Raw genomic sequence first — 23,324 nt, forward strand, 5'->3', positions numbered from 1 at the left:
TACGCACACGCTACGCGAACGCGGCTACACACACAAAGTCCGCTTGACAAGGACTAAATTACTTCACTTTTAAATTTAAATCAGTTGTCTCTAATATTTTGGCTAATTCTTGCAAAAGAGTCTCCTGTTCTTGTTTGATTTCATTCAGTCTGTGTAAAATTGTATTGAACCTTTCTTTGGGATCTTCGCTGTCTGGTTTTGGTAATGAAAGTTTATTGTTTATAGTGTTTGCTGTTGATTGATAAGCTTTGGGTAGAAGCGAGCGCAATAACAATACCGGAGATCCCAAAACCGACATCCAGCCTTTGACAATTAAACCACCTAAAGCTTGAAATAATCCCCAAATTAACACAATAGATATGAGAAAAATGGCGATCGCAAACAGCGGATGAGTGAAAAACCAACCTAAAATTACATGGTGATTCATCCAATCAGTAACATAACTATTTATCCCTTTTTCTATACCTTCAGTTAAGGTATGACTTAAACCTTCAGTTTTTTGGATTGTTTCTTCTAAAGATGCTTTTGCTTGTGCTGTTACTTGCTGAATACTATCAACTGCTTGCACGGAAGATTGGGAAATTGTTTCTTTGGCTTTTTGGGCGGTTTGGGCGATCGATCCCACAGCACTTTTACTAGTTTCATTTATGCTAGTAACCGCGTGACTTGTAGCTTGAGTTAATGAATTTTTGGCTTTTTCCGTTGCTTGTGTGACTGTACTAACAGCTTGACTCGTCTCTTGACTGAAATTATTTAAAAGTTTGCTTGTTCCTTGGATAAAAAGTTCTTTCGTTTGCTCAGTAGTTTGGGAAAGAGAATCTTTGGTTTGGTTAGTAACTGCTGTTACGGTATCAATTGTATTTCCCATTTTTTGAGCGAAATAATCTTTGCTATTTTGCAAGTCTTGAGAAAATCTTTCCAGAAGTGCTATTTTCATATTTCATACCCTGCTATTTCTCTACAAAAATTGCTCTGCTAAACCTGCCTTAAATCTTGGGTAACTTCTACAGTAATTTTTTCTCCACCCATTAAGGATGCTACTTCTTGTAAAAGCTCATTCTGTTCTTTTTGAATTTCTTCTAATCTAGTCGAAATTTCCGTCAATCTTTGCTGTTTATCTATTTGCACCAGTTGAGAACTTGCTGGAGGTAAAGCCGGAAGTTCCGTATTTTTTTTGCCAGTCAATTGTTTAATGGCTAAATTGCCAACTTGCTGTATAGATTTAGTACTGACTCTCCAAGAAAATCTCAACAATTTCATTGGTGCTTGCACTAATTCTCTAGCAAGTATTGCCACCAGATAACTAAAAGCTTTGAATAGATTCCAGAGTAACGCTAATATAATCAATATTATAATTAATCCCCAAATTGGATGATTAGTTCCCCATAAAAGCAAATCGAGTAGGCGAAGAACTTTGGGGTTAGTATTCAACCAGTCAATTACATCATTAGAAGCGATCGCTAATGGCAAAGAGTTAAACATGGCAGCACTTAATTACGTTCCCTTACCCATTAAAAACTGAAATGTGCCAACATTTATACCGGATATTGAGGAAAGTTAGCAAAATACGGATCAAAAACTCCTTCCAGTGTATCCTCTAAAAAAGGTAATTCACCAAACTTGGAGCTAACTTGAACATGAAACTCAAAACCCTGGCTATCATTACTCTTGCTACTCCTCTCTGGTTGTTAATCCCTTTGCGGGCGGAAAGTGTAGTCCAATTCCAACAACCAATTCTACTAACACAACAAGCATCTTGGAATGAGTTTTCTTCTGAGAAAGGGAGATTCGCTGTTTCCATGCCAGGAACTCCTAAAGAAGAAACGGAAACTAATCAAGATGGTTCCACAGAACACTCTTTCTCCCTAATTTCTGATGACTCTGCTTTTCTAATTCACTATTCTGATATTCCTGATATTGAAAACTTGAGTAAGGAAGAAATTACTACATTATTAGACAAGGCACCGAATGATTTTGCTAAAGATGCTAAGGCTAAGTTAATCAACGCACAAACTGTCTCTTTAGATGGACATCCTGGTAAAGAATTTGAGCTTAAATTGAAGGAAGGTATTAATGGTAAAGGTCGAGTTTATTTAGTCAATCAACGGCTTTATATAGTTTTAGCTATGGCAGCTAAACCTGAGAATCAACAAATATTTCTCGATTCTTTCCGACTAATTTAAAAATTCACATAAAGTTAGAAAATTCAGGCTTTTAACAATAAAATTTTCTTTGTTAGGTAAGCCTTTGTAGCTTTCATTAAACTGATTTTTTAGGAAAAGTGAAGGAGTTGAGAGTTACCAAATAACTAGTTTACTCTCAACTCCTAATTTACTAAGAAGCTGTATTTATTGCTTCGTTCGATGCTTGTTTTTCTTCTTGCTCTTGTCGCAATAATCCGATTAAATGAATGATTGCGAGAACGATCGCACCCATTGACAAAACATAACTGTGCAAAGTGTAAAGACGCATCACTGTCATGGTGTTAACTGCGCCTCCGCCTGTGAGAAATTCGCGCAACAGAGAACCAATTACCGGAATTGCTTCTATTGTTCCTAACTCAATGTTAAACCGCCAATATCCTAACTGTGTCCAGTCCAGTAACATGGCACTCCAACTGAGCGCGATCGCAGTTAAAGTTAATAAAATCCCACTAATCCAAGCAGTTAACCAACTAGGGCGAAATTTCTCACCCAAAAACATCACCACAATTTGAATCAAAGACACACCAATTAATCCATTACCTGCAATTTCATGAAGGCGCTGAATTAACCAACCATTGGGAATTTCTGATTTGATACTTTGCAATGAATTATACGCCCCACCCGCAGTAGGTTCGTAATAAAAAGACAGCAAAATTCCCGTAATCCCTGCTATTAAACTCAGTGAAATAATTGCCACAGACAAAATCGTAGCCAATCGCCGCAGTATAAAAGAGTACGAAATGTTTCTCATGGCGAATCTTAGCCTCGATGAGTTGTATATGTATTTTCATCTATTATATTAAGTTTTTTGAAGATATTCCAACGTAACAGGGGGTAAATACCCGTAAAAATACAGCCAAAGCTCCCGGATGCCAGCTACCTCAACTGGTAATACTTACATAGTCCATAAATAAAGGAATTACCAATGGCAAAAGATTACCTCTTGTTTATTCATGGCGTAAACACTCGTGACAAGCGTTACGCTGATAAACTTTTCCAGTTAATTCAGGAAAGTGCAGGTTCATCCCAGAAACTAGAAAAAATATCTCTTTATTGGGGTGATATTGGCGACGCTGAACAAGAAAGACTTCGCACAAGTTTTAAAGAATCAGAAGCTTGGAACAAAGTTTGGTTTAAAGACTTTCGCTCTAAACAATTATTGCAATTTGCAGGTGACGCAGCACTTTATCTTAGCCGTACTATTGGTTCAAAAGTTGTACAAAGGATTAAAGAGATAGAACAGGTATTAGAAAGTTGCAATGCTCAACAAGACCGTCTGCACCTAATTACTCATAGTTGGGGAACAGTAATTTTGTTTGATATCTTGTTTGCTAAACGTTGGACTTATGAAGATTCTCCAGCGCATAAAGATGTCATGGAGATTCGGGAAAAATTATTTGGTTTACCGCCATATCCCAATACAGGTGTTAAACTTTCTAGCATTCACACAATGGGTTCACCGATCGCACTTTTTACCTTACTTCATGTTGATGGTAGTACCCATGATTTCCAAGATTTGTTTGAAAAATTCCTGCAAAATTTGCACGATGCCCGCCAAAGAAAATTACCTTGGTTGAATTTTATCCACCCAGGAGATCCTGTAGCTTGGCCTTTAAAAAAATTGCTCGAAACAAAACATCTCTATTTGGAAGATATAATTATTAGAAAAGAAGACTTTTCTGATTTCTTCTTCCAAATGGTAAGTCAGGAAATTTTAGCTTTAGTACATGGCGGCGATGCTCACGGTAGTTATTGGCAAAGTAAACAAGTAGCTGACAGAATTGCTCAGACAATTAAAAGGGAAGCCTTGAGCGCTAGAAGTCAAGTTACAAATTGTGAGGTAATTTCTCCTTGACTATAACGGCTGATTTTTGCTATTGCGATCGCACTTTCTCATGATTGACTTGATGACTGAGATGTGCGATCGCGTAGCGTACCGTAGGTATATCGCGTAGCGTACCGTAGGTATATCCTTCTCCCTGTTTCGACAAATACTAAAAATTAATTATACCAGTTGACATCATTTTAAAACTGAATTTTTCTACTTTTCTTACTTATGAGCAAGAACAACAGACTTTTTAAGTAATGCCAAAAATAATTAAAGAGCAACTATTAGTATAAAATACTTAAGTACTTGAAAAAAATCAAAATCTATGAGCAAATCCAGCATCATTCTACCCAGTGGCGAATTAACCGTTGAAGCAAAGGAAGAAAATAACCTACCCAGTTTGACTAACACTTCAGATAAAAGGCTAACCTTGAAAATTCAAGCCGAGGGAATGTGGTCTTATGGCGGAGAAGAAGCATTTGCTAACCAAGTAGATGGCAATGGTAACGTGGCGCAAACGGGACGACATCCATATATGCGTTTTCCAGATATTACACCAGCGGCATTGGTAGCGGTAAAAAACGACAAAGCTGTGGCGAGTGGGAAAGATCAGATGATTTCACTTGACCCAGGGGAAAGCGTATTTTTTATTAGCAACGATCAACCCGGTGTCTATGGTGATAATAGTGGCAGTTTGACAATTAAGTGGTCAATTTCGGCGATTAATCCCAGCACTTGTCATACTTCAAGTCAACAAGGTGGAGAGATCAATAGTGATATTGAATTACCTAGCGGCGAACTGACAGTGGAAGCAACTGAGGAACAAGACTTGCCCACATTGATGAACGAATCGGACAAAACTATCACATTGAAAATTGAAGCCGAAGGAAAGTGGAACTATGGCAATTCATGGATATTTGCTAAAGAAGTAGATGCTAATGGGAATGCGGAAACTAGTGGACAAGAAGCAAAAATGCGCTTTTCCAAGATTAAACCTGCGGCATTAGTTACAGTAAAATATGACCAAGCTATAGGTAGTGGGAAAGAGCAAACTATTCAAATGAAACCCGGTGAAGTTGTCTCATTTATCAACAATGACGAAACAGGTTATTACTTTGATAATTCGGGGACTCAAACCGTTAAGTGGTCAATTGTGAGCGCTTATTAATGTTTTGATATTAAGTGCGATCGTCAATTCCTTTGTTTGGCGATCCCACCTTTTTTTCCCTAGCTCAATTATTTAGATAGGGCTTGCTGAAGAAAGGAAGAAAGTAAGATAGGTAAGGGTGAAAGCGCCTTTTTTGCTCAAAACGAGTCTTTGCGATCGCATCTTTTGGCGAATTCCCCAAGCCTTTTTCAGGGAAATTGTAGGGACACGGCATTCAGGAGATAACGCAGGAGTTGCAAATGTTTTTGATGCCGTGTCTCTACCCTCACCAACAGACTTATTCAGCAAGCCCTAGATAGAGAAATATAATAAAATAGAATTTACGATGCCTTTACCCAACTGTTTGCTGACCTTGTACTTGGGCTGTAAAACCTTGGTTTGGGCGACTGGGAGACGAGCGATTCAGGACTTGCCCCTACGACAGGGGGCTGGGATTCCTGATCAAGTACGCATCTTACGAATTAATTAGAATTACTTATCACCATAAGTACGAGAGAACCCATAAAATTAGGCGAGATCACTTTGTTAGCGATGAAAAATTGCTACAGCGGCTAGATTACGTCATGCAAAGAAGAGTATTTCCCCAAATCCAAAAAGCATTTCAGTTTGAACAAAAATGTTGAGCGCAGTCCCTACCTATAACGAAGTTTAGGTAGGGTTAGCGAAACCAACATAAAAATGCGTAGCAACGTTTATTCTGGTTTCTCTTGGTTTTGCACATATTCTATAAGTTTATTCAGTGGTGCTTGTGCGCCAACACTAATTAACGCATAAGAACCAGACCAAAACTGAGGCTTTTCTGCCCAGTAAAACTTTTTTAGATGTTGAGAAAATTCAGACCGTAATTTCCTAGAAGTTACGGTCTTTATATTATTTACTAATTTAGATAAGTCAACACTAGGATGAGCCTCAATCAACAGATGCACATGATCTGATTCTCCACCAAACTCAATTAATTCACATTCCCATTTAAACAATAATTCGTTGATGATTGATTTCATTCTAGTAAGGATTTCTCCTGTTAGGGATTGGCGACGGAATTTAGTTACTAGAACTAAATGATAGATGAGTCTAAAAGCGCTGTTAGAACGGGTTTTTAACCTGATGCCACTTTCCATAGCTAATTAAGCAACCGTATTGACAACTAAAACAGTAACTTGGTATTATATCCCTGTCAAGGTCGAGGACACGCTATGAGTAAAGCGAGAACTAAAAGAAAACCCACGCAAGAAGTTAGAACAGACATTTGGGAGTTGTCGGCAAGCAAAGAGCAAAAACACCAAATGGTTTTAACGGTAGAGGCATATCGTAAATTCTTAATTCCTTTAGTTATTGTTGTTAATGCTCAATGGTGTGTTCTTGGTGAATTGACATCAAAAGAGAGGGTCAACGCGGTTGAGAAGATGATTCATCAAACCGCAGATAACCCCAGTCCAAAACATAAATACTTTCAAAAAGTAATTGATAAATACCCGTTTTTCAGAAAGTTCCCTAGCTACTTAAGACGTGCAGCAATAGCCGATGCCATTGGCATAGTTTCAAGTTTTCATAGTCGATATTATGAATGGCAATCAGGCATAAGAAAGCACAAAACAGCTAAACCCCCAAGGTTAACTGTTTTGTGTAAAACCTATCCTGCCTTATATAAAGGTCAGCAGGTAAGGTATGGATTAAATTACCAAACTGTAGATATTAAAATATGGAGTGGGACTGATTGGGTATGGCTTGAGAATATTAAAATCAAGAGGCATGGTTTATCTCGTCACCTAATCGATGGGAACGAGATACAATCACCTGCTTTAGTTGTTAATAAAAATAAGTGTCAGCTTTCTATGCCTATTCAAATTAAGAAAGTTGACAGAGAGGATTCAGGATTTGTGTGCAGCGTTGACATGGGCATTAATAATGCTGCCACAGTATCAATCGTTGGCAAAAACGGTACTGTAAAAGCAAGGAAATTTATTAACCCTACTAGAGACATAGACCGAAGAAACCAACGAAGGATGATGATTAAAAAGAAATCATCACAAACGGCTAATTTAACCAAGCAAAAACTTCCTGCTAGTTTTTGTAAAGGACTTTACCGCATCTCTGTTGAAGACCCAGAGGCCGGATTCTCCCCAGTCGTTTGGGTCGGTTTCTGTATGCCCTACAGTACCGTTGAGATATTCTCCCAAATATTTCAACCCTTTTTTAAGAATATTAATTGCGGCGTTTAAATCACGATCCAAAACTGTTTTACAGTGGGGGCATTGGTGAGTTCTAGTACTTAAAGTCTTATAGACTTTAGCCCCACAAACCGAACAATCAATAGTCGTGAATTGCGGTGGTACAGCGATACAAGTTACCTTGTGGATCTTGGCGAAATAATTCACCCAATGGGTGAATTGATACCAAGAAGCATCACTAATACTTTTCGCTAACTTGTGATTCTTCACCAAATTCGATACCTTTAAAGCCTCATAGACTACCAAATCATTAGATTGGATTAACGCCAGAGCATCTTTTATGCTTCTGTCTTTACGTTGTCGAGAAACTTTTAAGTGTAACTTGGCTACTTTTCGCCGTTGTTTATGATAGTTATTTGATTGTTTTTGACCTTTTTTATGGCGCTTGGATAGCCGACGTTGGGCTTTTCTTAAGCGCTTTTCTGTTTGACGGAGGAAGCGAGGATTTTCTATGGTATTTCCGTTGGAATCGGTGTAGAATTCTTTCAATCCTAAATCGATTCCCACAACAGAACCAGTGAATTCGTGCTTCTCTTCTCGTTCATGGTCAATCACAAACTGACAATAATAGCCATCAGCACGCCTTACTACTCTCAACCGCTTAATTTGCTGTTCTGAGTAATAGACAATAGTCCTTTGAGAACACCACAAATCAAATGTTCCTGCTTTAAATCCATCAGTGAAAGTGATTTGTTTTCTATTATCAGAAAGCTTGTAGCCACTAGCTTTATATTCCACTGACCTACTGTGCTTTTTGAATTTTGGGAAACCTTTCTTTTTAATTGATGAATCCCGGCAGTTAGCATAAAACCGAGCGATGGAATTCCATGCTCGGTCTGCACTTGATTGTCGTGCTTGTGAATTAAGTTTGTTTACCCAAGGTGTCGTAGAATCTTTAGCTAAAATGGCACAAAGTTTCTGCAAGTCATTGCGTGTAGTTCCTTTGTTATCTATCCAATATCTGACGCATTTGTTTCTCACAAACTGCGCTGTTTTAATGGCTTCTTCTAGTCTTTGGTATTGTTCTGGAGTGCCGCCCTTTAGCTTGGCTTCTACAACTAGCATTTGTTTATCCTCGACCTTGGATTAGCCTTAGTTTAACAGGCTTTACCCATGAATGGTAGAATTAAATCGTTGCTACGCTTCTCTCGTTAGTTGGTCGGATTTCATCCCCCGTTAAGCTGCGCTCTCCACGGGGGCATTCATCCGACATTTTAGGTAAAAAATAATTATGAAACAGCAATTAGATTTAGTTAGCAACTGACGCATTGATAGAATATACCAATCTCAGGCAACTGATAAATTATGAAGGCGGATTGCTGATGCGATCGCACTTTTTGCTCGATGAGTGGAAGAAAGCGATCGCTCCGTGTCGTTGCCAACTTGAAGCATCAAACTTCCCACAATATAGCTAACCTACTGTTCCTGTTGAGCCAACCATACCTCTAAATCAGACAGATTAGAGAAATCCAGCAACGCTTCCCCCAGCAATTCTAGTTGGGTGATAGATAAGGTATTAATTTGTAATATGACTGACTCAGGGAGTTGTCCCACTCTTCGAGTTAGTTGGCGTAGGATGAGCGATTTCGCTTCTTCTTCTCGTCCCTCCTCCTTTGCCTCCTGGTACACCCGTGTTTGCCCAAGCGTGATTCCCAACATTGCCTCAACCTCTTGCCGACTTAAATTTGTGAACTTATACACCATAATTGTTGCTAGCATTTCCATGATGGCACGACTCGTTTGTGGGGGTAATTCCTGTCGTGAACGGAAGAGCAAATTTCGCGCTTCTATCGCAGCTTGATTTTCCTGAAGCGTTGTTAATACCATTAACGCAACGCCCAAGGGTAATTGAGCCATTTCGCCCAATTCATTGAGATATACTCGATGAACGCGATCGCCATTCAATAAATCTTGATATGGAAGGGTTTGACTTTGCTCGATCGTTCGGGATGGATAAATCACTACAGCTTGCCAATCACTAAAGCGAGAACGATTGCGATAAAAATAAAGAAACGATTCCCCAAACAATCGTTCATAAAGTAGTTCATCCTTTTGGAACTGTACCTCACAAAAATAAACAACTCCAGGTGTTTCCGATTCTGGTGGGAGAAATACCCCGTCGATTTCAAACTTGGGTTCTTTAACAGCAACCGAATCAAACCGATAGCTTCCAGCATTGGCAGGAGGATGATCCAGTAGCTCAAACAACAGTTCTGGCGATTGTTGGAATAATTGGTAAAAGATGGAATCTCGCCGCATAGTTAGAAGAGTTGCGAATGCTTAATATATGCAAGAATCCCCGTCGATTTATCGCCGGGGATTATCAAACAAAAAAGTTTTTTAGCTAACTAACAGTAGCCGAGACTTGCTGACTGAAAAAAGCCAAACGCACTCTTTCGGCAATTTGGGGTGGAGTTAAACCCAAATCAGCCATTGATTGTTCTGGTGTAGCATGATCTACCAAAATATCAGGCACGCCAACCCGAATTATCGGCACCAAAACGTTATGATCTAGCATTGCTTCTGCTACAGCTGAACCAAAACCGCCCATGATGCAACCTTCTTCCAAAGTCACCACTCGACCAATTTGTTTAGCCAAGGGCAAAATTAATTCTGTATCCAAAGGTTTGACAAAGCGGGCATTCACCACAGTTGCTTCAATGCCATGTTCGCTGAGGATTTCGGCTGCTTGCATTGCTGGGTAAACCATTGAACCGTAGCCTAAGAGCAATACATCATCGCCTTGGCGCAACACTTCACCTTTACCAATGGGCAGAGGTTCCCAACCTTCTTCCATCAAAGGTACGCCGTAGCCGTTACCACGAGGATAACGCATGGCGATCGGACCATCAGTATAATCAATTCCCGTCACGATCATCTGCTGTAATTCTGCCTCATCTTTGGGAGCCATCAGCACCATATTCGGCAAACAACGCAGATAAGCGATATCATACATCCCTTGGTGAGTCGGGCCATCTGCACCCACAATTCCCGCCCTATCCATACAGAAGAACACGGGTAATTTTTGAATGCAAACATCATGAACTACTTGATCGTAGCCCCGTTGCAAGAAAGTAGAATAAATCGCCGCTACTGGGCGCATTCCCTCACAAGCTAAACCAGCTGCCATAGTAACAGCGTGTTGTTCCGCAATACCCACATCAATATATTGATTGGGCAATTTAGCTTGCAATTTATCTAACCCAGTTCCCGTAGCCATTGCTGCCGTAATCCCCACAATTTTCGGGTTATTTTCGGCTAATTTGACTAAAGTGTGGGCAAAAACTTTCGAGTAAGCAGGCGGTTTGGGTTTGCTGGAAGGAATAGGTTTGCCAGTCGCCAAGTTAAAGGGATTTTGAGCATGATAGCCAACTTGGTCTTTTTCAGCCATCTCGTAACCCTTACCTTTCACAGTTGCCACATGAACCAGCACAGGCCCAGTATGTTTGTGTGCTTGCTTAAATGTGGAAATCAACTCTTCCAGGTCGTGACCATCCACAGGCCCCATGTAGGTTAAGCCCAATTCTTCGCAAACTGCACCGACTTTGGGTACAGCTAAACGTTTCATCCCTTCTTTGATTCTGTCAATCTCTGGAGAGAGAGATTCACCCACAAAAGGCAAATGCTTAAATTGTTCTTCTAAGTTATCTGTGAAAAACTGTACCGGGTCGCTGAGGCGCATTTTGTTCAAATAACGAGAAATTGCCCCCACGTTGGGAGAAATCGACATCTCGTTATCATTGAGTACGATTAACAGATTGGTTTTTGGCAAATGTCCAGCATGGTTAATTGCTTCTAATGCCATGCCTCCTGTTAAGGAACCATCACCAATGATTGCTACCACTTTAAAGTTGTCACCTTTCATATCTCGCGCCAAGGCCATTCCCAAGGCAGCTGAAATACTAGTGGAAGCGTGACCTGCGCCAAAATGGTCGAACTTACTTTCGCAGCGTTTCAGGTATCCAGCAACACCGTCTTTTTGCCGCAAGGTGTGGAAGTTGTTATATCTTCCGGTAATCATCTTGTGCGGGTAAGCTTGGTGTCCCACATCCCAAATGACTTTATCTCGATCTAAGTCTAGGGTTTGATAAAGTCCCAGAGTCAGTTCTACTACACCCAAACCTGGCCCCAAGTGTCCTCCGCTGGTTGCCACAGTTTGCAGATGCTTTTCCCGAATTTGTCGGGCAATTTGCTTCAGCTGGTGTATTGACAGACCGTGCAACTGATTTGGATGAGTGATTTCACTCAAGTGCATACTGGCCTACTCTCTCGACTATTAGATTTTATTTACATTCTTCACTTTAGAGGATTTGGGGACTGGGTAGTGGGTAGTTGGTAGTTGGTGATGGCAATCCGATTACCCACTACCTAATACCCACTACCCACTACCCACTACCGTTATACTAATTGTTAAGTTTCTTTATCTTTATTACATGAGTGCTCAAATTCCGACTATCCAGTTTTTTGAAGGTATTTCTGAAGAGTTGGCTGATGTGAGTTTACGCCGCAATCGTTCTACAGGTACTAAATCTGTGCTGATGGTTTTTAAGCAGTTGAAGGCTGTGGAAAATTTTAATAGTTTTAAAAGCAGGTTTTCTAATGCGCTGCGGTTGACCGATTCGGAAGGGGAAATTACGGTTGAACCAAGCGGGGTAAAGTTTATTTTTGGTGGGCCGGAAGGTGATGATTTAGCAAGGGTAGAATGTAGGTTTGAGATCGATCGCGAAGACCATTGGGAAAGATTTATGCGGTTTATGAATCGCTACGCTGAGGCTAATGGTATGGCTTACGGCGAAAATAAATAGACTTATTGCCAAAGCCAAAATCTTGGTTTTTTTTACCACAGATGTACACAGATGCACACAGATAAACACAGATGTACGCTTAGTTTTAAGGCTGGATACACAGATGATTGGATAGTTAAAGATGGGAGGTGAGAATGAAAGTTGTAATTACTGGTGCTACAGGATTTGTGGGAAGTTATTTGGTTAAAAGGTTGCTTGAGTCGGGCGATCGCATTGTCATCCTCACTCGCAATGCCGATCGTGCTAGTCGAGTTTTTCCCAAATCTGCTTTCCCAAATCTGGAAATTGTTAATTACAATCCTCTACAATCTGGAGATTGGCAAAAGGTAATTTCTGGTTGCGATGGTGTGGTAAATTTGGCTGGTGCTGCGATCGGTGAAGGTCGTTGGACAGCAGAACGAAAACAGGAAATTATTGATAGCCGCAAAATTGGTACGCAAAAGTTAGTTGAGGCTATTGCGAAAGCCGAACAAAAACCTTCAGTTTTAGTTAATGCTTCGGCAGTTGGTTATTATGGCACTAGCGAAACTGCTACTTTTGCAGAAAATAGTCCTCCGGGTAATGATTTCCTTTCCGAAGTTTGTATTGCTTGGGAAGCAGAAGCGCAGAAGGTGAAAGATTTGGGGGTGAGATTGGCGATTTTGCGCTTGGGGGTAGTTTTGGGTATGGGTGGTGCGATCGCGAAAATGCTGCCTATATTTAAATTATTCGCCGGGGGTACAATTGGCACTGGGAAACAGTGGTTTTCTTGGATAGAAGTTGATGATTTAGTTAGCTTAATTGTCGCTACTTTAAAACAACCAGAAATGGAAGGAGTTTATAATGCTACTGCTCCTAATCCTGTCAGAATGGCTGACTTTTGTCACGCTTTAGGAGATGTATTGCATCGACCTTCTTGGTTGCCTGTCCCCGCTTTTGCTTTAGAATTGCTCTTGGGTGATGCGGCAATGGTAGTTTTGGAAGGTCAAAAAGTTTTACCAAACCGCACTTTAGAGTCGGGTTTTGCTTATAAATACCCCGATTTAAAGCCAGCTTTGAAATCTTTTTTGAGTTAAGGGAACGGGGACTTGGTACTGGGGACTCTTGGGACTCTTGGGACTCTTGGGACTCTTGGGACTCTTGGGAATTTTTATCTTCTGCCTTGGAGCCTTCTGCCTTTAACTAGCTTTGGAGTCTAATTTTTTGGAGATCCAGCTAGTAATGCCGCTAATCATTGCTCCAGCCATTAAAATACCAATGGCTGGGGTAAAGACGGGTTCCCAGAGTTTTTGCCAGAGATTCCAACCTAGATTAACGCCTGTTGTTTCGCCGATAACTGCGATCGCTAACCAGAAAAAACTAATCAAAACTAGGAAGAAATCGCACATCAAAGCCAAATTCAGCCAATTTAGAAATTTCTCTTTCATGACTACTCAAATTAATTACCCAACAACCATTTTTGAATCCGAATTAAACTTTGCCAATCTGGTTTTCTAGTTAAACCATCTTGGATGTTATCTATAATTTCTTGGCGAATTTCTGCATCTAATGCCATTATTTGTTGCACAATTTCGATATGTTGACGGACTCCAGTTTGCCCAGATTCTAACATTGCTGAGGCTAAATTTACTCTGGCTTGGGGGTCTTGGGGATTTAATTTTACTGCGGTTTTAGCAGCTTTTAAAGCGTTGTTTGGTTGATTTTCCAGTAAGTATAACCAAGCTAAACAAGTCCAAGAAGCGCTACTTTTGGGAGTGCGATCGCAAATATCCTTAAACACTGGAATTAACGCTTTTGCTTCTTCTCCAGCTTTGTAACGTTCTATAGCCGATTCAAACAGAGAGTCAACAGATTGAGTCATTCGATTTTAGATTTTAGATTTTAGATTTTAGATTGACCTAGAGAATAAATCTGAGGTCTGAGGGAGAATTTTAGATTATAGACCAAAATAGAGAGCTAAAATCTAAAATGCTCCGTTGCTTATTATTAAACAGCAAAAGATTTTCCACAACCACAGGTTTGACTGGCATTGGGGTTAGTAAATTGGAAACCGCCGCCGATCATAGAATCACTAAAGTCAAGCATCAGACCGTAGATGTAAAGTAAACTTTTGCGATCGCAGACTAACTGGAAGCCGTCATAATCAAAAACATCATCCTCTTCCCGAATAGTGCTAGGCTCAATAAAGTCCATTGTGTAGGACATTCCCGAACAACCGCCTTGGCGCACGCCTACCCGTAGACAGAGGTCTTTACCTTGTTTGTCCCTTAGAAGTTTTAGTTGCGCGAGGGCAGCATCGGTTACTTGCAGACCTTTTTGTTGAGACTGAGTTGCTGTAGACATGGGTTTGTGCTACTCCTTAAAAATGCCAGATCGCATCGACTATATTTGCCTATCATTACATTTTATCCGGCTTGTAATAATCGGTGAGTGAATCTTAAGTTTTAGGATAAATTTTATAAACATCACAGCCTTAATTTACACATGGACTGCACTTAAAATATTAAGTGCTTGGGTAAAGTCCAAACACAATCAGGGGTTTTGGGTGTAGTGTGTAGAGAAAGGGAGTCTTTCTCTGTAACTTGAGCAGCTAGATTCATCTAAAACCTTAACTGCTCCTCACTTTAAGTCCCTGAGCATAAATTCTCAGACAATTATAGTTTCTTCTTTTGCCTTGTTCTATGACAACTCTTAATCGCTCTACCTATCGTCGGTTAAATAATTTAAATCAAATTCCCAGCGTTTGGGAGGGCGATCGCCGACATTTATCTGCTAATGTTGAGCCTGACTACGATGGACAAAAGGAATGTATTGTCTGGGTCGATGGTAGCCAAGGAGTTGTCCGGGCGATGGATGTGGTAGGCTCGGAGGTAGGCCCGGAAGCAATTGTGCGGACTTTGTTACGGGCGATGGAGTATCCCCAAGGGCCTGTAAAACCCGGTAAACCACAAAAAATTGTGGTGCGCGATCGAGAAATTCAATTTTACTTAAGAGGTATATTGCAAGATTTAGGTATTGCTATTGAATATGTGCCTAATCTACCGCTAATTGATGAACTATTTCGGGAATTTGAAGAAGATCAAAACTCTCAACCACCAAATTTGCCTCCCCAATATGCGGGACACTTGATGATAGTAGCGGAGGAAATTTGGCAGAGTGCGCCTTGGGAAGTTTTAGAGGAACATGAGATAATTGCGATCGAGATTAATAAATGGGACATTCAAACTTTATATGTCTCGATTTTAGGAATGTTAGGCAAAGAATACGGCATTCTGTTATACCGTTCTTTGGATTCTTTGAAACAATTTCGCGCTTCGGTGTTACAACAGCAAGAAAGTTCGATCGAACAACTAGAAGAATCTTTCCTCAAACAAGATTGTCTATTTATCACCTTTGAAAGAACAGAAGATTTGTTTGAAGACTACGACGAGGAAGATCTCGATCTAGCAGATTTATCATTGTCGGAAGTCGAACCCAATTTTGGTAATATTCATCCTCTAGAAGGTTTAAGAGCTTCTTTATTTGAAGAAGAAGCCTTAACAGTTTTTGTCGCCCTCACAGCTTTAAATCGGTTTTTGCGTCAGCATCGTCGCCGACTCTCCATTGATGACATTCCCAAAATTAATAGTAACTACCGCATTACTCTGCCCCAAGAATCTGAAACTAATCATCTAGTATCTGTGAAAGTGGCAACTTTGCCAGAAGTAACAGAAGAACTATGGGAAATGGCTAGTTCGCAAAGTTTAGACGATCTCGAAGATGAAGATGAAGATGAAGATGAAGATGAAGATGAAGATGAACTCTCGCCTGCATTGCGCGATGATTTAATTCCACCAGATTCTTTCGTCAGTATTGGGATGATTCCTTGGGAAATGATGGATTATTTGCGTTCTCACTTAGATAGTATTCAATTAGCAGAAAATGTCCTCAAAACCGGGGATGGTTTCCCAGTAATTTTAATCCAAAGTTCTCGCCCGAAAGCAATAACATTGATTGAACAAATAGAAGCAGCAGGCGGTTTAGAGACTATATTCTTTAATCCTGGTGAAGATCCCTTGGAAAACGATGTTTATGATTTAGGCATTTTGCAAACAAAAAATGGGGAAATGTACCTGTTTGGCGAGTTTAGCCAAGATGATCCTACACATAAAGAAGCGCGGAAAAAGTGGGATTCTCGCGTCAAGAAAACTAAAGGTAATTGTGGTTTGTTAGTTGCTAGAGGCTTAAAGGGTGCTTCTAAAGGCAATCCAAAATTACCAGATATGATGGCTTTGTTTTCCGCTAAATTTATATCCCACCAAGAAGCAGGTTTAGGAACTCTGCAACGAATAATTCAATTAGATTGGGAATGATTCTCCCAGAAAGGTACAAAGATCCCCGACTTCTTGAAGAAGTCGGGGATCTTTGCATCAGATCCCCGACTTCTTCAAGAAGTCGGGGATCTGATGCAACTAACTAATCTTATTGAAATCTTTAAATATTGTGCAAATAGTCTCATGTTAATGTTCCAGTATTCGTTTTGTGCGATCGCCTAAACAAATGTATTTTAGGCTACTAAAACCTGTTTGTCCCAATCGATCAATTTAATGTTAATATTTATTAAGTAGATAACTAATGTTAAATTTACCTTGTAAAAGTAAAATAGTCAAGGTTTAGTTAACTCTTTAGTTCTCCAAGTTAAAGACCAGAAGAAGTTTTAAAGATATGATGCCACAACTAGAACATCAGGATGCCAATATACCCAATGGTAGACAAATCCAATCTCTAGCTAAACAATGGGCTAAAAAGTACGTGCAGAACTTGGAAGAGCATACAGATAGGCTAGATGAAGAAAAAGAATTATCTGCTCAGAATAAGCGGATATTAATAGCAGAGAAACTACGCTACGCCCTGCGGAATACTAGCTTACAAGCGTGGCATAAAACGGAATATTTGATTGGGCAAGAAATTCAAAGACATCGGATAAACCCTAATTTAATAGACCCTTGGCAAATTTCCGAAGATGTTTTTACAGTTTATGAAAAAACTTTAGAAATATATGCTCAAATGCTGTCACCGCAGCATTTATCGCGAATTATCAGTTCATATTTGGGAGGAATTCGGAAGAAATATACTGCTACCGATCCCAGAGTAATAGGTTTTGTAAGTATGCAGTTTCATTATACGGGGATAATGCTTATAGAAGAGCTTTCATTGCGAAATAAAAATGAATTATTAAATTATTTAAAAGTGATTGACGATCATTTGTATATGCCGTTACAACGAGCTTATGATGCGGCAGCTAATCAAGATTACAACTCACAAACTCTGAGAGTTGTTCAACAACTGTTACCAGCAAGTACAGAAATTGCTAGAAATATTTGCGATCGAGTTATTGAGTTATACCCAAACTACTCAACCTATTCAGGTAGTCTGAAAAATCCTGTGGTAAAAACTGCTAGCATCCGCGATATAGAGATGTTTCAAGTATACTTGTGGGTATGCGTTCTCGAAAATAGTATTGCCGCAATTCAGCAAGAGTTGTTTCCTTTATGTGTAATGATTTATCCCACATTAAAAGTTCGTTGGGAGTTAGTCAGACAAATGATTAATTTGTTAGGTAAGGAGATAGGTAATCGTTTAGGGAGAAAAGAACAGCAGTTATTTGTACCTTATTTTCAAGCTTTGCGAGAGATGTTTTCGCCGGAAGTATTCCCGGAAAGCTTCACAGATGAATTAAAGAATCAGAGAAAATTAGGTAATGGGTTAGTGATTTAAGCCTTTATCTCATCTTGCCTGCCAGTATAGGAAAAAGAACAGTCTAATATTAAAATATGTGAAGAAACTGAGCAGGGAAGAGTGAATGCGAGTTGCAATTGTTGGTGCAGGATTAGCGGGAATGGCGACAGCGATCGATCTAGTCGATGCTGGATGCGAAGTAGAAATATTTGAATCTCGTCCCTTTGTGGGGGGTAAGGTTGGTAACTGGGTAGACGCAGAAGGCAACCATATTGAGATGGGTTTGCACGTCTTCTTCGGTTGCTACTATAATTTATTCGAGTTAATGCGGAAAGTGGGAGCAGGGGAAAACTTACTGCTGAAGGAACACACGCATACTTTTATTAATCGTGGTGGCGTGACAGGTGCGTTAGATTTCCGGTTTATTACTGGTGCGCCTTTTAATGGGTTGAAGGCATTTTTTACGACTTCGCAACTTTCGGTAAAGGACAAAGTACAAAATGCGATCGCGCTAGGCACAAGTCCTCTAGTTCGTGGTTTAATCGACTTCGAGGGAGCGATGAAAACGATCCGCGACCTTGATAGAATTAGCTTTGCAGATTGGTTTCGGAGTCACGGGGGATCGGAAGGTTCTTTAAAAAGAATGTGGAATCCGATCGCTTATGCGTTAGGATTCATTGACACCGAAAATATTTCCGCCCGTTGTATGCTGACAATTTTCCAGTTTTTCGCCGCCAAAACGGAAGCTTCCGTATTAAGAATGTTGTCAGGTTCACCTAATGAATACCTACACAAACCAATTGTTAACTATATAGAAGAACGAGGCGGAAAAATTTATACTCGTCGTCGCACTAGAGAAATTTTGTTTGCCCAAGAAGCGGGAAAAACCAAAGTTACAGGGTTAGTAGTTGCGAACGGAGAAACGGAAGAAACTATTACCGCTGATGCTTATGTTTGTGCTTGCGACGTTCCCGGAATTCAAAGACTTTTACCGCAAGAGTGGCGCAAATGGCAAGAGTTCGACAATATTTATAAGTTAGAAGCTGTACCTGTAGCGACAGTGCAAATGCGCTTTGATGGGTGGGTGACAGAATTACAGGATAACCCAGCGAGTAAAAAGTTCGATCGCGTAGCGTTGCGTCAGCAGTATCGCGCTTCTGGGATTGATAATTTACTTTATACCGCAGATGCAGATTTTTCCTGTTTTGCTGATTTAGCATTAACTAGTCCAGAGGATTATTATCGAGAAGGACAAGGTTCTTTAATGCAGTTAGTGTTGACTCCGGGCGATCCTTTTATTAAAGAGAGTAATGAAGCGATCGCAAATCACGTCCTCAAACAAGTACATGACCTTTTCCCCTCTTCCCGCAAATTGAACATGACCTGGTATAGTGTAGTCAAACTCGCTCAATCTCTCTATCGAGAAGCACCAGGAATGGATCTCTATCGTCCAAATCAAAAAACCCCGATTCCTAACTTTTTCTTGGCAGGTAGTTACACCCAACAAGATTACATTGATAGTATGGAAGGTGCAACGATTTCGGGAAGACAAGCGGCAAAAGTAATTTTAGACCAGAAAAAATAGATAATAATGCAAGTTGCTAGTTATGAGTTTAAGGGTTTTTGATCCCCCCTAACCCCCCTTAATAAGGGGGGAATTTGAATTCCGTTCTCCCCTTAACAAAAGGGACTTTGAATTCGGTTCCCCCCTTACCAAAGAGGACTTTGAATTCGGTTCCCCCCTTACCAAAGGGGACTTTGAATCCGGTTCCCCCCTTGGTAAGGGGGGTTAGGGGGGATCAAACCGATAATATTTGTAACCAGCAACTTGCGTTAATAGATGATGGTAATTTTAATTGTCAGTGAGAATTGGCAATTAAAATTACCAACTACCAACTACCAACTACCAACTACCAATTATTAAAATGACAGACTGGTTAGAACATAGTGTACAAGTAGAAGTAGCAGTTCCGATCGAATTCGCCTGGAATTTGTGGTCAGATTTGGAACAAATGCCTCGCTGGATGAAATGGATTGAATCGGTTCATGTTTTAGAAGAAAATCCAGACTTATCTCGGTGGAAACTGGCAACAGGGAACATAAATTTTACTTGGTTATCACGGATTTTAAAAATAGTCCCTAATCAAATTATTCAATGGGAATCTGTTGATGGTTTACCGAATAGAGGTGCGGTGAGATTTTACGATCGACACGGTAGCAGCATAGTTAAATTAACAGTAGCTTACGGCATTCCTGGGTGGTTAGGTAAATTAATGGATAATTTGTTTTTAGGTAGAGTTGTCGAGTCAACAATTCAAGCCGATATGGAAAGATTTAAGGAATATGCACTAGCAGCTTATGGGAAATCTTAAGTGAGGGATGGGATGGGAGGAGTTTGGTTGTTTTGAGCAATCAGACTTACTTATTTCCTTAAGTACGGTAGCGGAAGAGCCGTTAAGTATTGTAAAAACATCCCTAAAGAGGCTGAAATTACCAATAAGATGAGTGGGTAAAACTCTACATTCTGACCATTCTTGCGTGTAAACACAATACCAGGAAATTTTTGTTTTAGCCATTGAGATGGTGGATTTGTTAAAGCAAATATGATTCTAGCTATTTTATTTCTTTCACTAATTTCACTAATTTCTGGAGAACGAAGTATAACATTAATTAAGCAAATCAAAGAATATGAAGTTATGCTCAGGTTTATGATAAATGCTAATATCATATAAATTCCATAAAATTGGGTTGCACCCATTTGATATAACATAAGAAAAAGAGAGCTTATTCAAAGTTTTTCTATAGGCTAACAGCATCATTATATTATTTGAATGCGGTTTAAGCAACCATCTTTAGCGGCTTTGTCGTTTGTTAGATAATTAATCTTGAATATCCGCAAGTTATCGCACAACATCAACTTGAATATCTTAAGAGAGAGAAAATCTATCAGTCAGATAAAGATAATTAAGCTAGAATATCGGCAACCTTCAATTCATTACCCAAAATGGCTAAAAGTCTTGATGTTACTGGACTTACTTCTCAACAAATCGAGCAGATTCACGCAATGATAGAGACATTTAGAGCTATCAATAAGCATCAAAATTCATTAACAAAAGAAGAACTAACAAAAATCGATCTAACTCCGTTGTTTTTTGAAAGCGAAATCCTACAACCTTTTAATCGTAGTATGCTTTAACAATTGCAGGAACATTTAAGTACTTTTTTTCGCGATGAGTGAGGCGATCGCACTCACCAAAACTTCAGGTTCAACGGGTTTAGCAATATGCTGTTGAAATCCTGCGCTTTTAGCTTGTTGCTGGTCAATTTCTCTGGCATAAGCAGTCAGAGCAATTGCTGAAATTTGTCCCCCTCGCTCTGGTGGCAATTGTCTGATCTGGCGCATTAGCATATAACCATCTATGTCTGGCATCCCAATATCGCAGACTAAAACATCTGGTAATGATTGCTCGATTTGCTGGAGTGCTTGAGCGGCAGAAACGGCAGTTCTCACTGTTGCTCCTGCTTGCTCTAGGATAAACGATACGATGTCTTGGATATCCGGCTCATCATCCACAACCAGAATTTGTATTTCTGAGAGACTAGCAACTTGAGTATTTTGTGGATTTTCCTGCAACCTGGGAGCGGAAATGGGCATTAATGGTAGCTTAACAGTAAAAGTAGCTCCTAGCCCTTGACCGGGGCTTTCGGCTTGAACGGTTCCCCCATGTAATTCAACTAAATGACGCACGATCGCCAACCCCAATCCTAAACCACCAAATCTGCGAGTCGTTGTGCCATCTTCTTGCCGGAAATACTCAAATACATAAGGTAAAAAGTCGGGATCGATGCCTTTCCCTGTATCTTTAACTTGAATTTGAGCATAAATATCGATTTTTTCTAACTTAATCTCTACCTTTCCGCCAGAAGCTGTAAATTTTACGGCATTGGAGAGCAAGTTCCAAACCACTTGTTGCAGACGGGCAGAGTCACCCATCACTTGTCCGACATTAGGAGCAAAATTTGTGTGAATCTGAATACCTTTTGCTTGTGCAGCAAGTCTAACGGTTTCGATCGCAGCTTCAATAGTGTTAACCAGGTTGACTGGATTGGGGTGCAACACCAATTTACCTTGCAAGATGCGCGAAACATCGAGCAAATCATCAATTAGTTGCGTTTGCAACCTGGCATTACGTTCAATGGTTGCTAAAGCTTCTTTGGTCTTTTGTTCATCGAAGTGGCGAGTTTGCAGCAGCTTTGCCCAACCGAGAATTGGGTTGAGAGGCGATCGCAATTCATGAGATAGTACTGCGAGAAACTCATCTTTGATGCGGTTTGCTGCTTCTGCTTGTTCCCTGGCTGCTTGTTCCCTTGCCAGCAGTTGTTCCCGTTCGGTTTCGGCGTGTTTGCGATCGGTAATGTCAATGAAACTTCCTACCGCCCCCACAATTTGCCCATCTTTAAGCAAAGGTGCAGCGCTCACCAAAATATCATAGTAGCTGCCATCGTTTCTGACCATGCGTGATTCGATCGCATAACTAACTTCTCCCCGCAGAGCCTTGGAAACGGCATAATTTTCTAAAGGAATCAGGTTGCCATCTGCATCTTTTGCAGTTCCCCAGTTAAACAGATCGAAGTCAAGATTTGTGCCATTTGGATCTTGCTGTGCCAGTCGTCTTGCTTGTGGATTGGCAAAAGTTAATTTTCCTTTTGCGTCGCACACAATAATGGCATCAGCCGTATACTTCAGAATCGTTTCCAACAAAAACCCTTGTTCGCGCAAGGCTGCTTCTGCACACTGACGTTCCTCAATCTCCTGTTGTAGTTGCCCATTGACTTGTACCAGTTCAACTGTTCGTGACTGGACTCTTGCTTCCAGTTCATTTTGAAAGTGCCTTAATTGAGCTTCTACTCGCAGACGTTCCTCTATTTGCGCTTTTAATGCCTGATTTGCTTGCTCTAGTTGAGCAGGGCTGGGCAATGCTAGAGCTTTTGGAACCAGGGGAACAAGCTCTAAAGCTGTATACATTGAGACTACGGCAGTTACAGCTTTAATCCCCCCGGATAACCAGTAAGTAGGATACCAAAGCGTCCAAATTGAGGCAAAGTGGGTTGTACCGCAGGAAATAATAAAAGCTGCAAATAACAAAAATATCCAGTGGAAAGGTAGGTCTTTTCGCTTGCGAACGAAGTGAAACAAGGTCAGGGGAATGGAATAATAAGCAAGCCCAATCAAGGCATCAGAACTTAAATGCAACCAAACTAAACTCGGTTTCCAAAGATAACAGTGACCATGAGGAATGAATGAGCCAGAGCCAAATATATTGATTATCAAGTCGTGCATAACATAAAACAGCAGTTTTAGAGTCAAAAAATTTTTGAGAACAGGACAAAGTT

General features: G+C 40.2%; 22 protein-coding genes and 1 pseudogene. 11 read left to right on the forward strand and 12 right to left on the reverse strand.

What is annotated here, in order from left to right; translation table 11 throughout:
- Positions 1-58 precede the first annotated feature (58 nt).
- Together ACE1CI_RS08675 and ACE1CI_RS08680 are read right to left on the reverse strand one after the other, a co-directional pair.
- Positions 59-937 carry a hypothetical protein gene (locus ACE1CI_RS08675; protein WP_413265534.1) on the reverse strand — a complete coding sequence of 293 codons (879 nt, stop codon included), beginning with the start codon at positions 935-937 and terminating at the stop codon, positions 59-61.
- Between the two features lie 38 nt (positions 938-975).
- Positions 976-1,482: a hypothetical protein gene (locus tag ACE1CI_RS08680; RefSeq protein ID WP_413265535.1), complete on the reverse strand. Its 507-nt coding sequence runs from the start codon at positions 1,480-1,482 to the stop codon at positions 976-978.
- 155 nt (positions 1,483-1,637) lie between these two features.
- Between ACE1CI_RS08680 and ACE1CI_RS08685 the strand changes: the two genes are divergently transcribed.
- Positions 1,638-2,183 carry a hypothetical protein gene (locus tag ACE1CI_RS08685; RefSeq protein ID WP_413265536.1) on the forward strand — a complete coding sequence of 182 codons (546 nt, stop codon included), beginning with the start codon at positions 1,638-1,640 and terminating at the stop codon, positions 2,181-2,183.
- 151 nt (positions 2,184-2,334) lie between these two features.
- Here the strand turns inward: ACE1CI_RS08685 and ACE1CI_RS08690 are convergent, their stop codons facing one another.
- The gene (locus tag ACE1CI_RS08690; RefSeq protein WP_413265537.1) at positions 2,335-2,955 is read right to left on the reverse strand and encodes a cytochrome b N-terminal domain-containing protein; all 621 of its coding nucleotides are present in this window, start codon (positions 2,953-2,955) and stop codon (positions 2,335-2,337) included.
- Between the two features lie 174 nt (positions 2,956-3,129).
- On the opposite strand from ACE1CI_RS08690, the gene ACE1CI_RS08695 reads away from it, so the two are divergent.
- Both ACE1CI_RS08695 and ACE1CI_RS08700 read left to right on the forward strand, forming a co-directional pair.
- On the forward strand, positions 3,130-4,059 hold the full coding sequence (locus tag ACE1CI_RS08695) for a hypothetical protein (protein ID WP_413265538.1): 930 nt from the start codon (positions 3,130-3,132) through the stop codon (positions 4,057-4,059).
- 298 nt (positions 4,060-4,357) lie between these two features.
- Complete coding sequence (locus ACE1CI_RS08700) at positions 4,358-5,200, forward strand: hypothetical protein (RefSeq protein ID WP_413265539.1); 843 nt, start codon at positions 4,358-4,360, stop codon at positions 5,198-5,200.
- Positions 5,201-5,892: 692 nt separating this feature from the next.
- Here the strand turns inward: ACE1CI_RS08700 and tnpA are convergent.
- Positions 5,893-6,318: an IS200/IS605 family transposase gene (tnpA, locus tag ACE1CI_RS08705; protein WP_413265622.1), complete on the reverse strand. Its 426-nt coding sequence runs from the start codon at positions 6,316-6,318 to the stop codon at positions 5,893-5,895.
- 75 nt (positions 6,319-6,393) lie between these two features.
- Here tnpA and ACE1CI_RS08710 point away from each other — a divergent pair.
- Positions 6,394-6,891, forward strand: a pseudogene (locus tag ACE1CI_RS08710) (IS200/IS605 family accessory protein TnpB-related protein); the annotation flags it as partial.
- Between the two features lie 348 nt (positions 6,892-7,239).
- Here the strand turns inward: ACE1CI_RS08710 and ACE1CI_RS08715 are convergent.
- From ACE1CI_RS08715 to dxs, 3 genes are all read right to left on the reverse strand, one after another.
- A complete protein-coding gene (locus tag ACE1CI_RS08715; RefSeq protein ID WP_413264534.1) occupies positions 7,240-8,493 on the reverse strand; it encodes an RNA-guided endonuclease InsQ/TnpB family protein in 1,254 nt (417 codons plus the stop codon).
- Positions 8,494-8,844: 351 nt separating this feature from the next.
- The gene (locus tag ACE1CI_RS08720) at positions 8,845-9,687 is read right to left on the reverse strand and encodes an Rpn family recombination-promoting nuclease/putative transposase (RefSeq protein WP_413264535.1); all 843 of its coding nucleotides are present in this window, start codon (positions 9,685-9,687) and stop codon (positions 8,845-8,847) included.
- Between the two features lie 85 nt (positions 9,688-9,772).
- A complete protein-coding gene (dxs, locus tag ACE1CI_RS08725) occupies positions 9,773-11,683 on the reverse strand; it encodes a 1-deoxy-D-xylulose-5-phosphate synthase (RefSeq protein WP_413264536.1) in 1,911 nt (636 codons plus the stop codon).
- Between the two features lie 178 nt (positions 11,684-11,861).
- Between dxs and psb28 the strand changes: the two genes are divergently transcribed.
- Positions 11,862-12,233, forward strand: a complete 372-nt coding sequence (gene psb28, locus ACE1CI_RS08730; RefSeq protein WP_413264537.1) for a photosystem II reaction center protein Psb28 — start codon at positions 11,862-11,864, stop codon at positions 12,231-12,233.
- A 134-nt stretch (positions 12,234-12,367) separates the two neighbouring features.
- Positions 12,368-13,288 (forward strand): thylakoid membrane protein ThyD, encoded by a 921-nt coding sequence (gene thyD, locus ACE1CI_RS08735; RefSeq protein ID WP_413264538.1) that lies wholly within the window; start codon positions 12,368-12,370, stop codon positions 13,286-13,288.
- 102 nt (positions 13,289-13,390) lie between these two features.
- Here the strand turns inward: thyD and ACE1CI_RS08740 are convergent, their stop codons facing one another.
- From ACE1CI_RS08740 to ACE1CI_RS08750, 3 genes are all read right to left on the reverse strand, one after another.
- Positions 13,391-13,639: a DUF8620 family protein gene (locus tag ACE1CI_RS08740; RefSeq protein ID WP_413264539.1), complete on the reverse strand. Its 249-nt coding sequence runs from the start codon at positions 13,637-13,639 to the stop codon at positions 13,391-13,393.
- A gap of 11 nt (positions 13,640-13,650) precedes the next feature.
- The gene (locus tag ACE1CI_RS08745) at positions 13,651-14,073 is read right to left on the reverse strand and encodes a tetratricopeptide repeat protein (protein ID WP_413264540.1); all 423 of its coding nucleotides are present in this window, start codon (positions 14,071-14,073) and stop codon (positions 13,651-13,653) included.
- A gap of 125 nt (positions 14,074-14,198) precedes the next feature.
- A complete protein-coding gene (locus ACE1CI_RS08750; protein WP_413264541.1) occupies positions 14,199-14,555 on the reverse strand; it encodes a HesB/IscA family protein in 357 nt (118 codons plus the stop codon).
- 338 nt (positions 14,556-14,893) lie between these two features.
- On the opposite strand from ACE1CI_RS08750, the gene ACE1CI_RS08755 reads away from it, so the two are divergent.
- From ACE1CI_RS08755 to ACE1CI_RS08770, 4 genes are all read left to right on the forward strand, one after another.
- Positions 14,894-16,564 (forward strand): DUF6930 domain-containing protein, encoded by a 1,671-nt coding sequence (locus tag ACE1CI_RS08755; RefSeq protein ID WP_496615344.1) that lies wholly within the window; start codon positions 14,894-14,896, stop codon positions 16,562-16,564.
- Positions 16,565-16,916: 352 nt separating this feature from the next.
- Entirely contained in the window at positions 16,917-17,969 is a 1,053-nt protein-coding gene (locus tag ACE1CI_RS08760; RefSeq protein WP_413264543.1) for a bilin-binding protein, read from the forward strand.
- 85 nt (positions 17,970-18,054) lie between these two features.
- Positions 18,055-19,515 (forward strand): 9,9'-di-cis-zeta-carotene desaturase, encoded by a 1,461-nt coding sequence (gene zds / locus ACE1CI_RS08765; protein ID WP_496615345.1) that lies wholly within the window; start codon positions 18,055-18,057, stop codon positions 19,513-19,515.
- Between the two features lie 340 nt (positions 19,516-19,855).
- Positions 19,856-20,302, forward strand: coding sequence for an SRPBCC family protein (locus ACE1CI_RS08770; RefSeq protein ID WP_413264545.1), 447 nt, complete (start codon positions 19,856-19,858; stop codon positions 20,300-20,302).
- Between the two features lie 50 nt (positions 20,303-20,352).
- Here the strand turns inward: ACE1CI_RS08770 and ACE1CI_RS08775 are convergent, their stop codons facing one another.
- On the reverse strand, positions 20,353-20,700 hold the full coding sequence (locus ACE1CI_RS08775) for a YggT family protein (RefSeq protein WP_496615346.1): 348 nt from the start codon (positions 20,698-20,700) through the stop codon (positions 20,353-20,355).
- A 234-nt stretch (positions 20,701-20,934) separates the two neighbouring features.
- Between ACE1CI_RS08775 and ACE1CI_RS08780 the strand changes: the two genes are divergently transcribed.
- Positions 20,935-21,126 (forward strand): hypothetical protein, encoded by a 192-nt coding sequence (locus ACE1CI_RS08780; RefSeq protein WP_413264546.1) that lies wholly within the window; start codon positions 20,935-20,937, stop codon positions 21,124-21,126.
- 15 nt (positions 21,127-21,141) lie between these two features.
- On the opposite strand, the gene ACE1CI_RS08785 is transcribed toward ACE1CI_RS08780, so the two are convergent.
- Positions 21,142-23,271, reverse strand: a complete 2,130-nt coding sequence (locus ACE1CI_RS08785; RefSeq protein ID WP_413264547.1) for a hybrid sensor histidine kinase/response regulator — start codon at positions 23,269-23,271, stop codon at positions 21,142-21,144.
- Positions 23,272-23,324 lie beyond the last annotated feature (53 nt).

This window comes from Floridaenema flaviceps BLCC-F50, from assembly GCF_041929275.2.
GTDB classification, from domain to species: domain Bacteria; phylum Cyanobacteriota; class Cyanobacteriia; order Cyanobacteriales; family Aerosakkonemataceae; genus Floridanema; species Floridanema flaviceps.

Coding starts and splice junctions, on each gene's coding strand:
- ACE1CI_RS08675 (WP_413265534.1), bottom strand. CDS start 937: ATGAAAATAGCACTTCTGGAAAGATTTTCTCAAGACTTGCAAAATAGC.
- ACE1CI_RS08680 (WP_413265535.1), bottom strand. CDS start 1,482: ATGTTTAACTCTTTGCCATTAGCGATCGCTTCTAATGATGTAATTGAC.
- ACE1CI_RS08685 (WP_413265536.1), top strand. CDS start 1,638: ATGAAACTCAAAACCCTGGCTATCATTACTCTTGCTACTCCTCTCTGG.
- ACE1CI_RS08690 (WP_413265537.1), bottom strand. CDS start 2,955: ATGAGAAACATTTCGTACTCTTTTATACTGCGGCGATTGGCTACGATT.
- ACE1CI_RS08695 (WP_413265538.1), top strand. CDS start 3,130: ATGGCAAAAGATTACCTCTTGTTTATTCATGGCGTAAACACTCGTGAC.
- ACE1CI_RS08700 (WP_413265539.1), top strand. CDS start 4,358: ATGAGCAAATCCAGCATCATTCTACCCAGTGGCGAATTAACCGTTGAA.
- tnpA (WP_413265622.1), bottom strand. CDS start 6,318: ATGGAAAGTGGCATCAGGTTAAAAACCCGTTCTAACAGCGCTTTTAGA.
- ACE1CI_RS08715 (WP_413264534.1), bottom strand. CDS start 8,493: ATGCTAGTTGTAGAAGCCAAGCTAAAGGGCGGCACTCCAGAACAATAC.
- ACE1CI_RS08720 (WP_413264535.1), bottom strand. CDS start 9,687: ATGCGGCGAGATTCCATCTTTTACCAATTATTCCAACAATCGCCAGAA.
- dxs (WP_413264536.1), bottom strand. CDS start 11,683: ATGCACTTGAGTGAAATCACTCATCCAAATCAGTTGCACGGTCTGTCA.
- psb28 (WP_413264537.1), top strand. CDS start 11,862: ATGAGTGCTCAAATTCCGACTATCCAGTTTTTTGAAGGTATTTCTGAA.
- thyD (WP_413264538.1), top strand. CDS start 12,368: ATGAAAGTTGTAATTACTGGTGCTACAGGATTTGTGGGAAGTTATTTG.
- ACE1CI_RS08740 (WP_413264539.1), bottom strand. CDS start 13,639: ATGAAAGAGAAATTTCTAAATTGGCTGAATTTGGCTTTGATGTGCGAT.
- ACE1CI_RS08745 (WP_413264540.1), bottom strand. CDS start 14,073: ATGACTCAATCTGTTGACTCTCTGTTTGAATCGGCTATAGAACGTTAC.
- ACE1CI_RS08750 (WP_413264541.1), bottom strand. CDS start 14,555: ATGTCTACAGCAACTCAGTCTCAACAAAAAGGTCTGCAAGTAACCGAT.
- ACE1CI_RS08755 (WP_496615344.1), top strand. CDS start 14,894: ATGACAACTCTTAATCGCTCTACCTATCGTCGGTTAAATAATTTAAAT.
- ACE1CI_RS08760 (WP_413264543.1), top strand. CDS start 16,917: ATGATGCCACAACTAGAACATCAGGATGCCAATATACCCAATGGTAGA.
- zds (WP_496615345.1), top strand. CDS start 18,055: ATGCGAGTTGCAATTGTTGGTGCAGGATTAGCGGGAATGGCGACAGCG.
- ACE1CI_RS08770 (WP_413264545.1), top strand. CDS start 19,856: ATGACAGACTGGTTAGAACATAGTGTACAAGTAGAAGTAGCAGTTCCG.
- ACE1CI_RS08775 (WP_496615346.1), bottom strand. CDS start 20,700: ATGTTATATCAAATGGGTGCAACCCAATTTTATGGAATTTATATGATA.
- ACE1CI_RS08780 (WP_413264546.1), top strand. CDS start 20,935: ATGGCTAAAAGTCTTGATGTTACTGGACTTACTTCTCAACAAATCGAG.
- ACE1CI_RS08785 (WP_413264547.1), bottom strand. CDS start 23,271: ATGCACGACTTGATAATCAATATATTTGGCTCTGGCTCATTCATTCCT.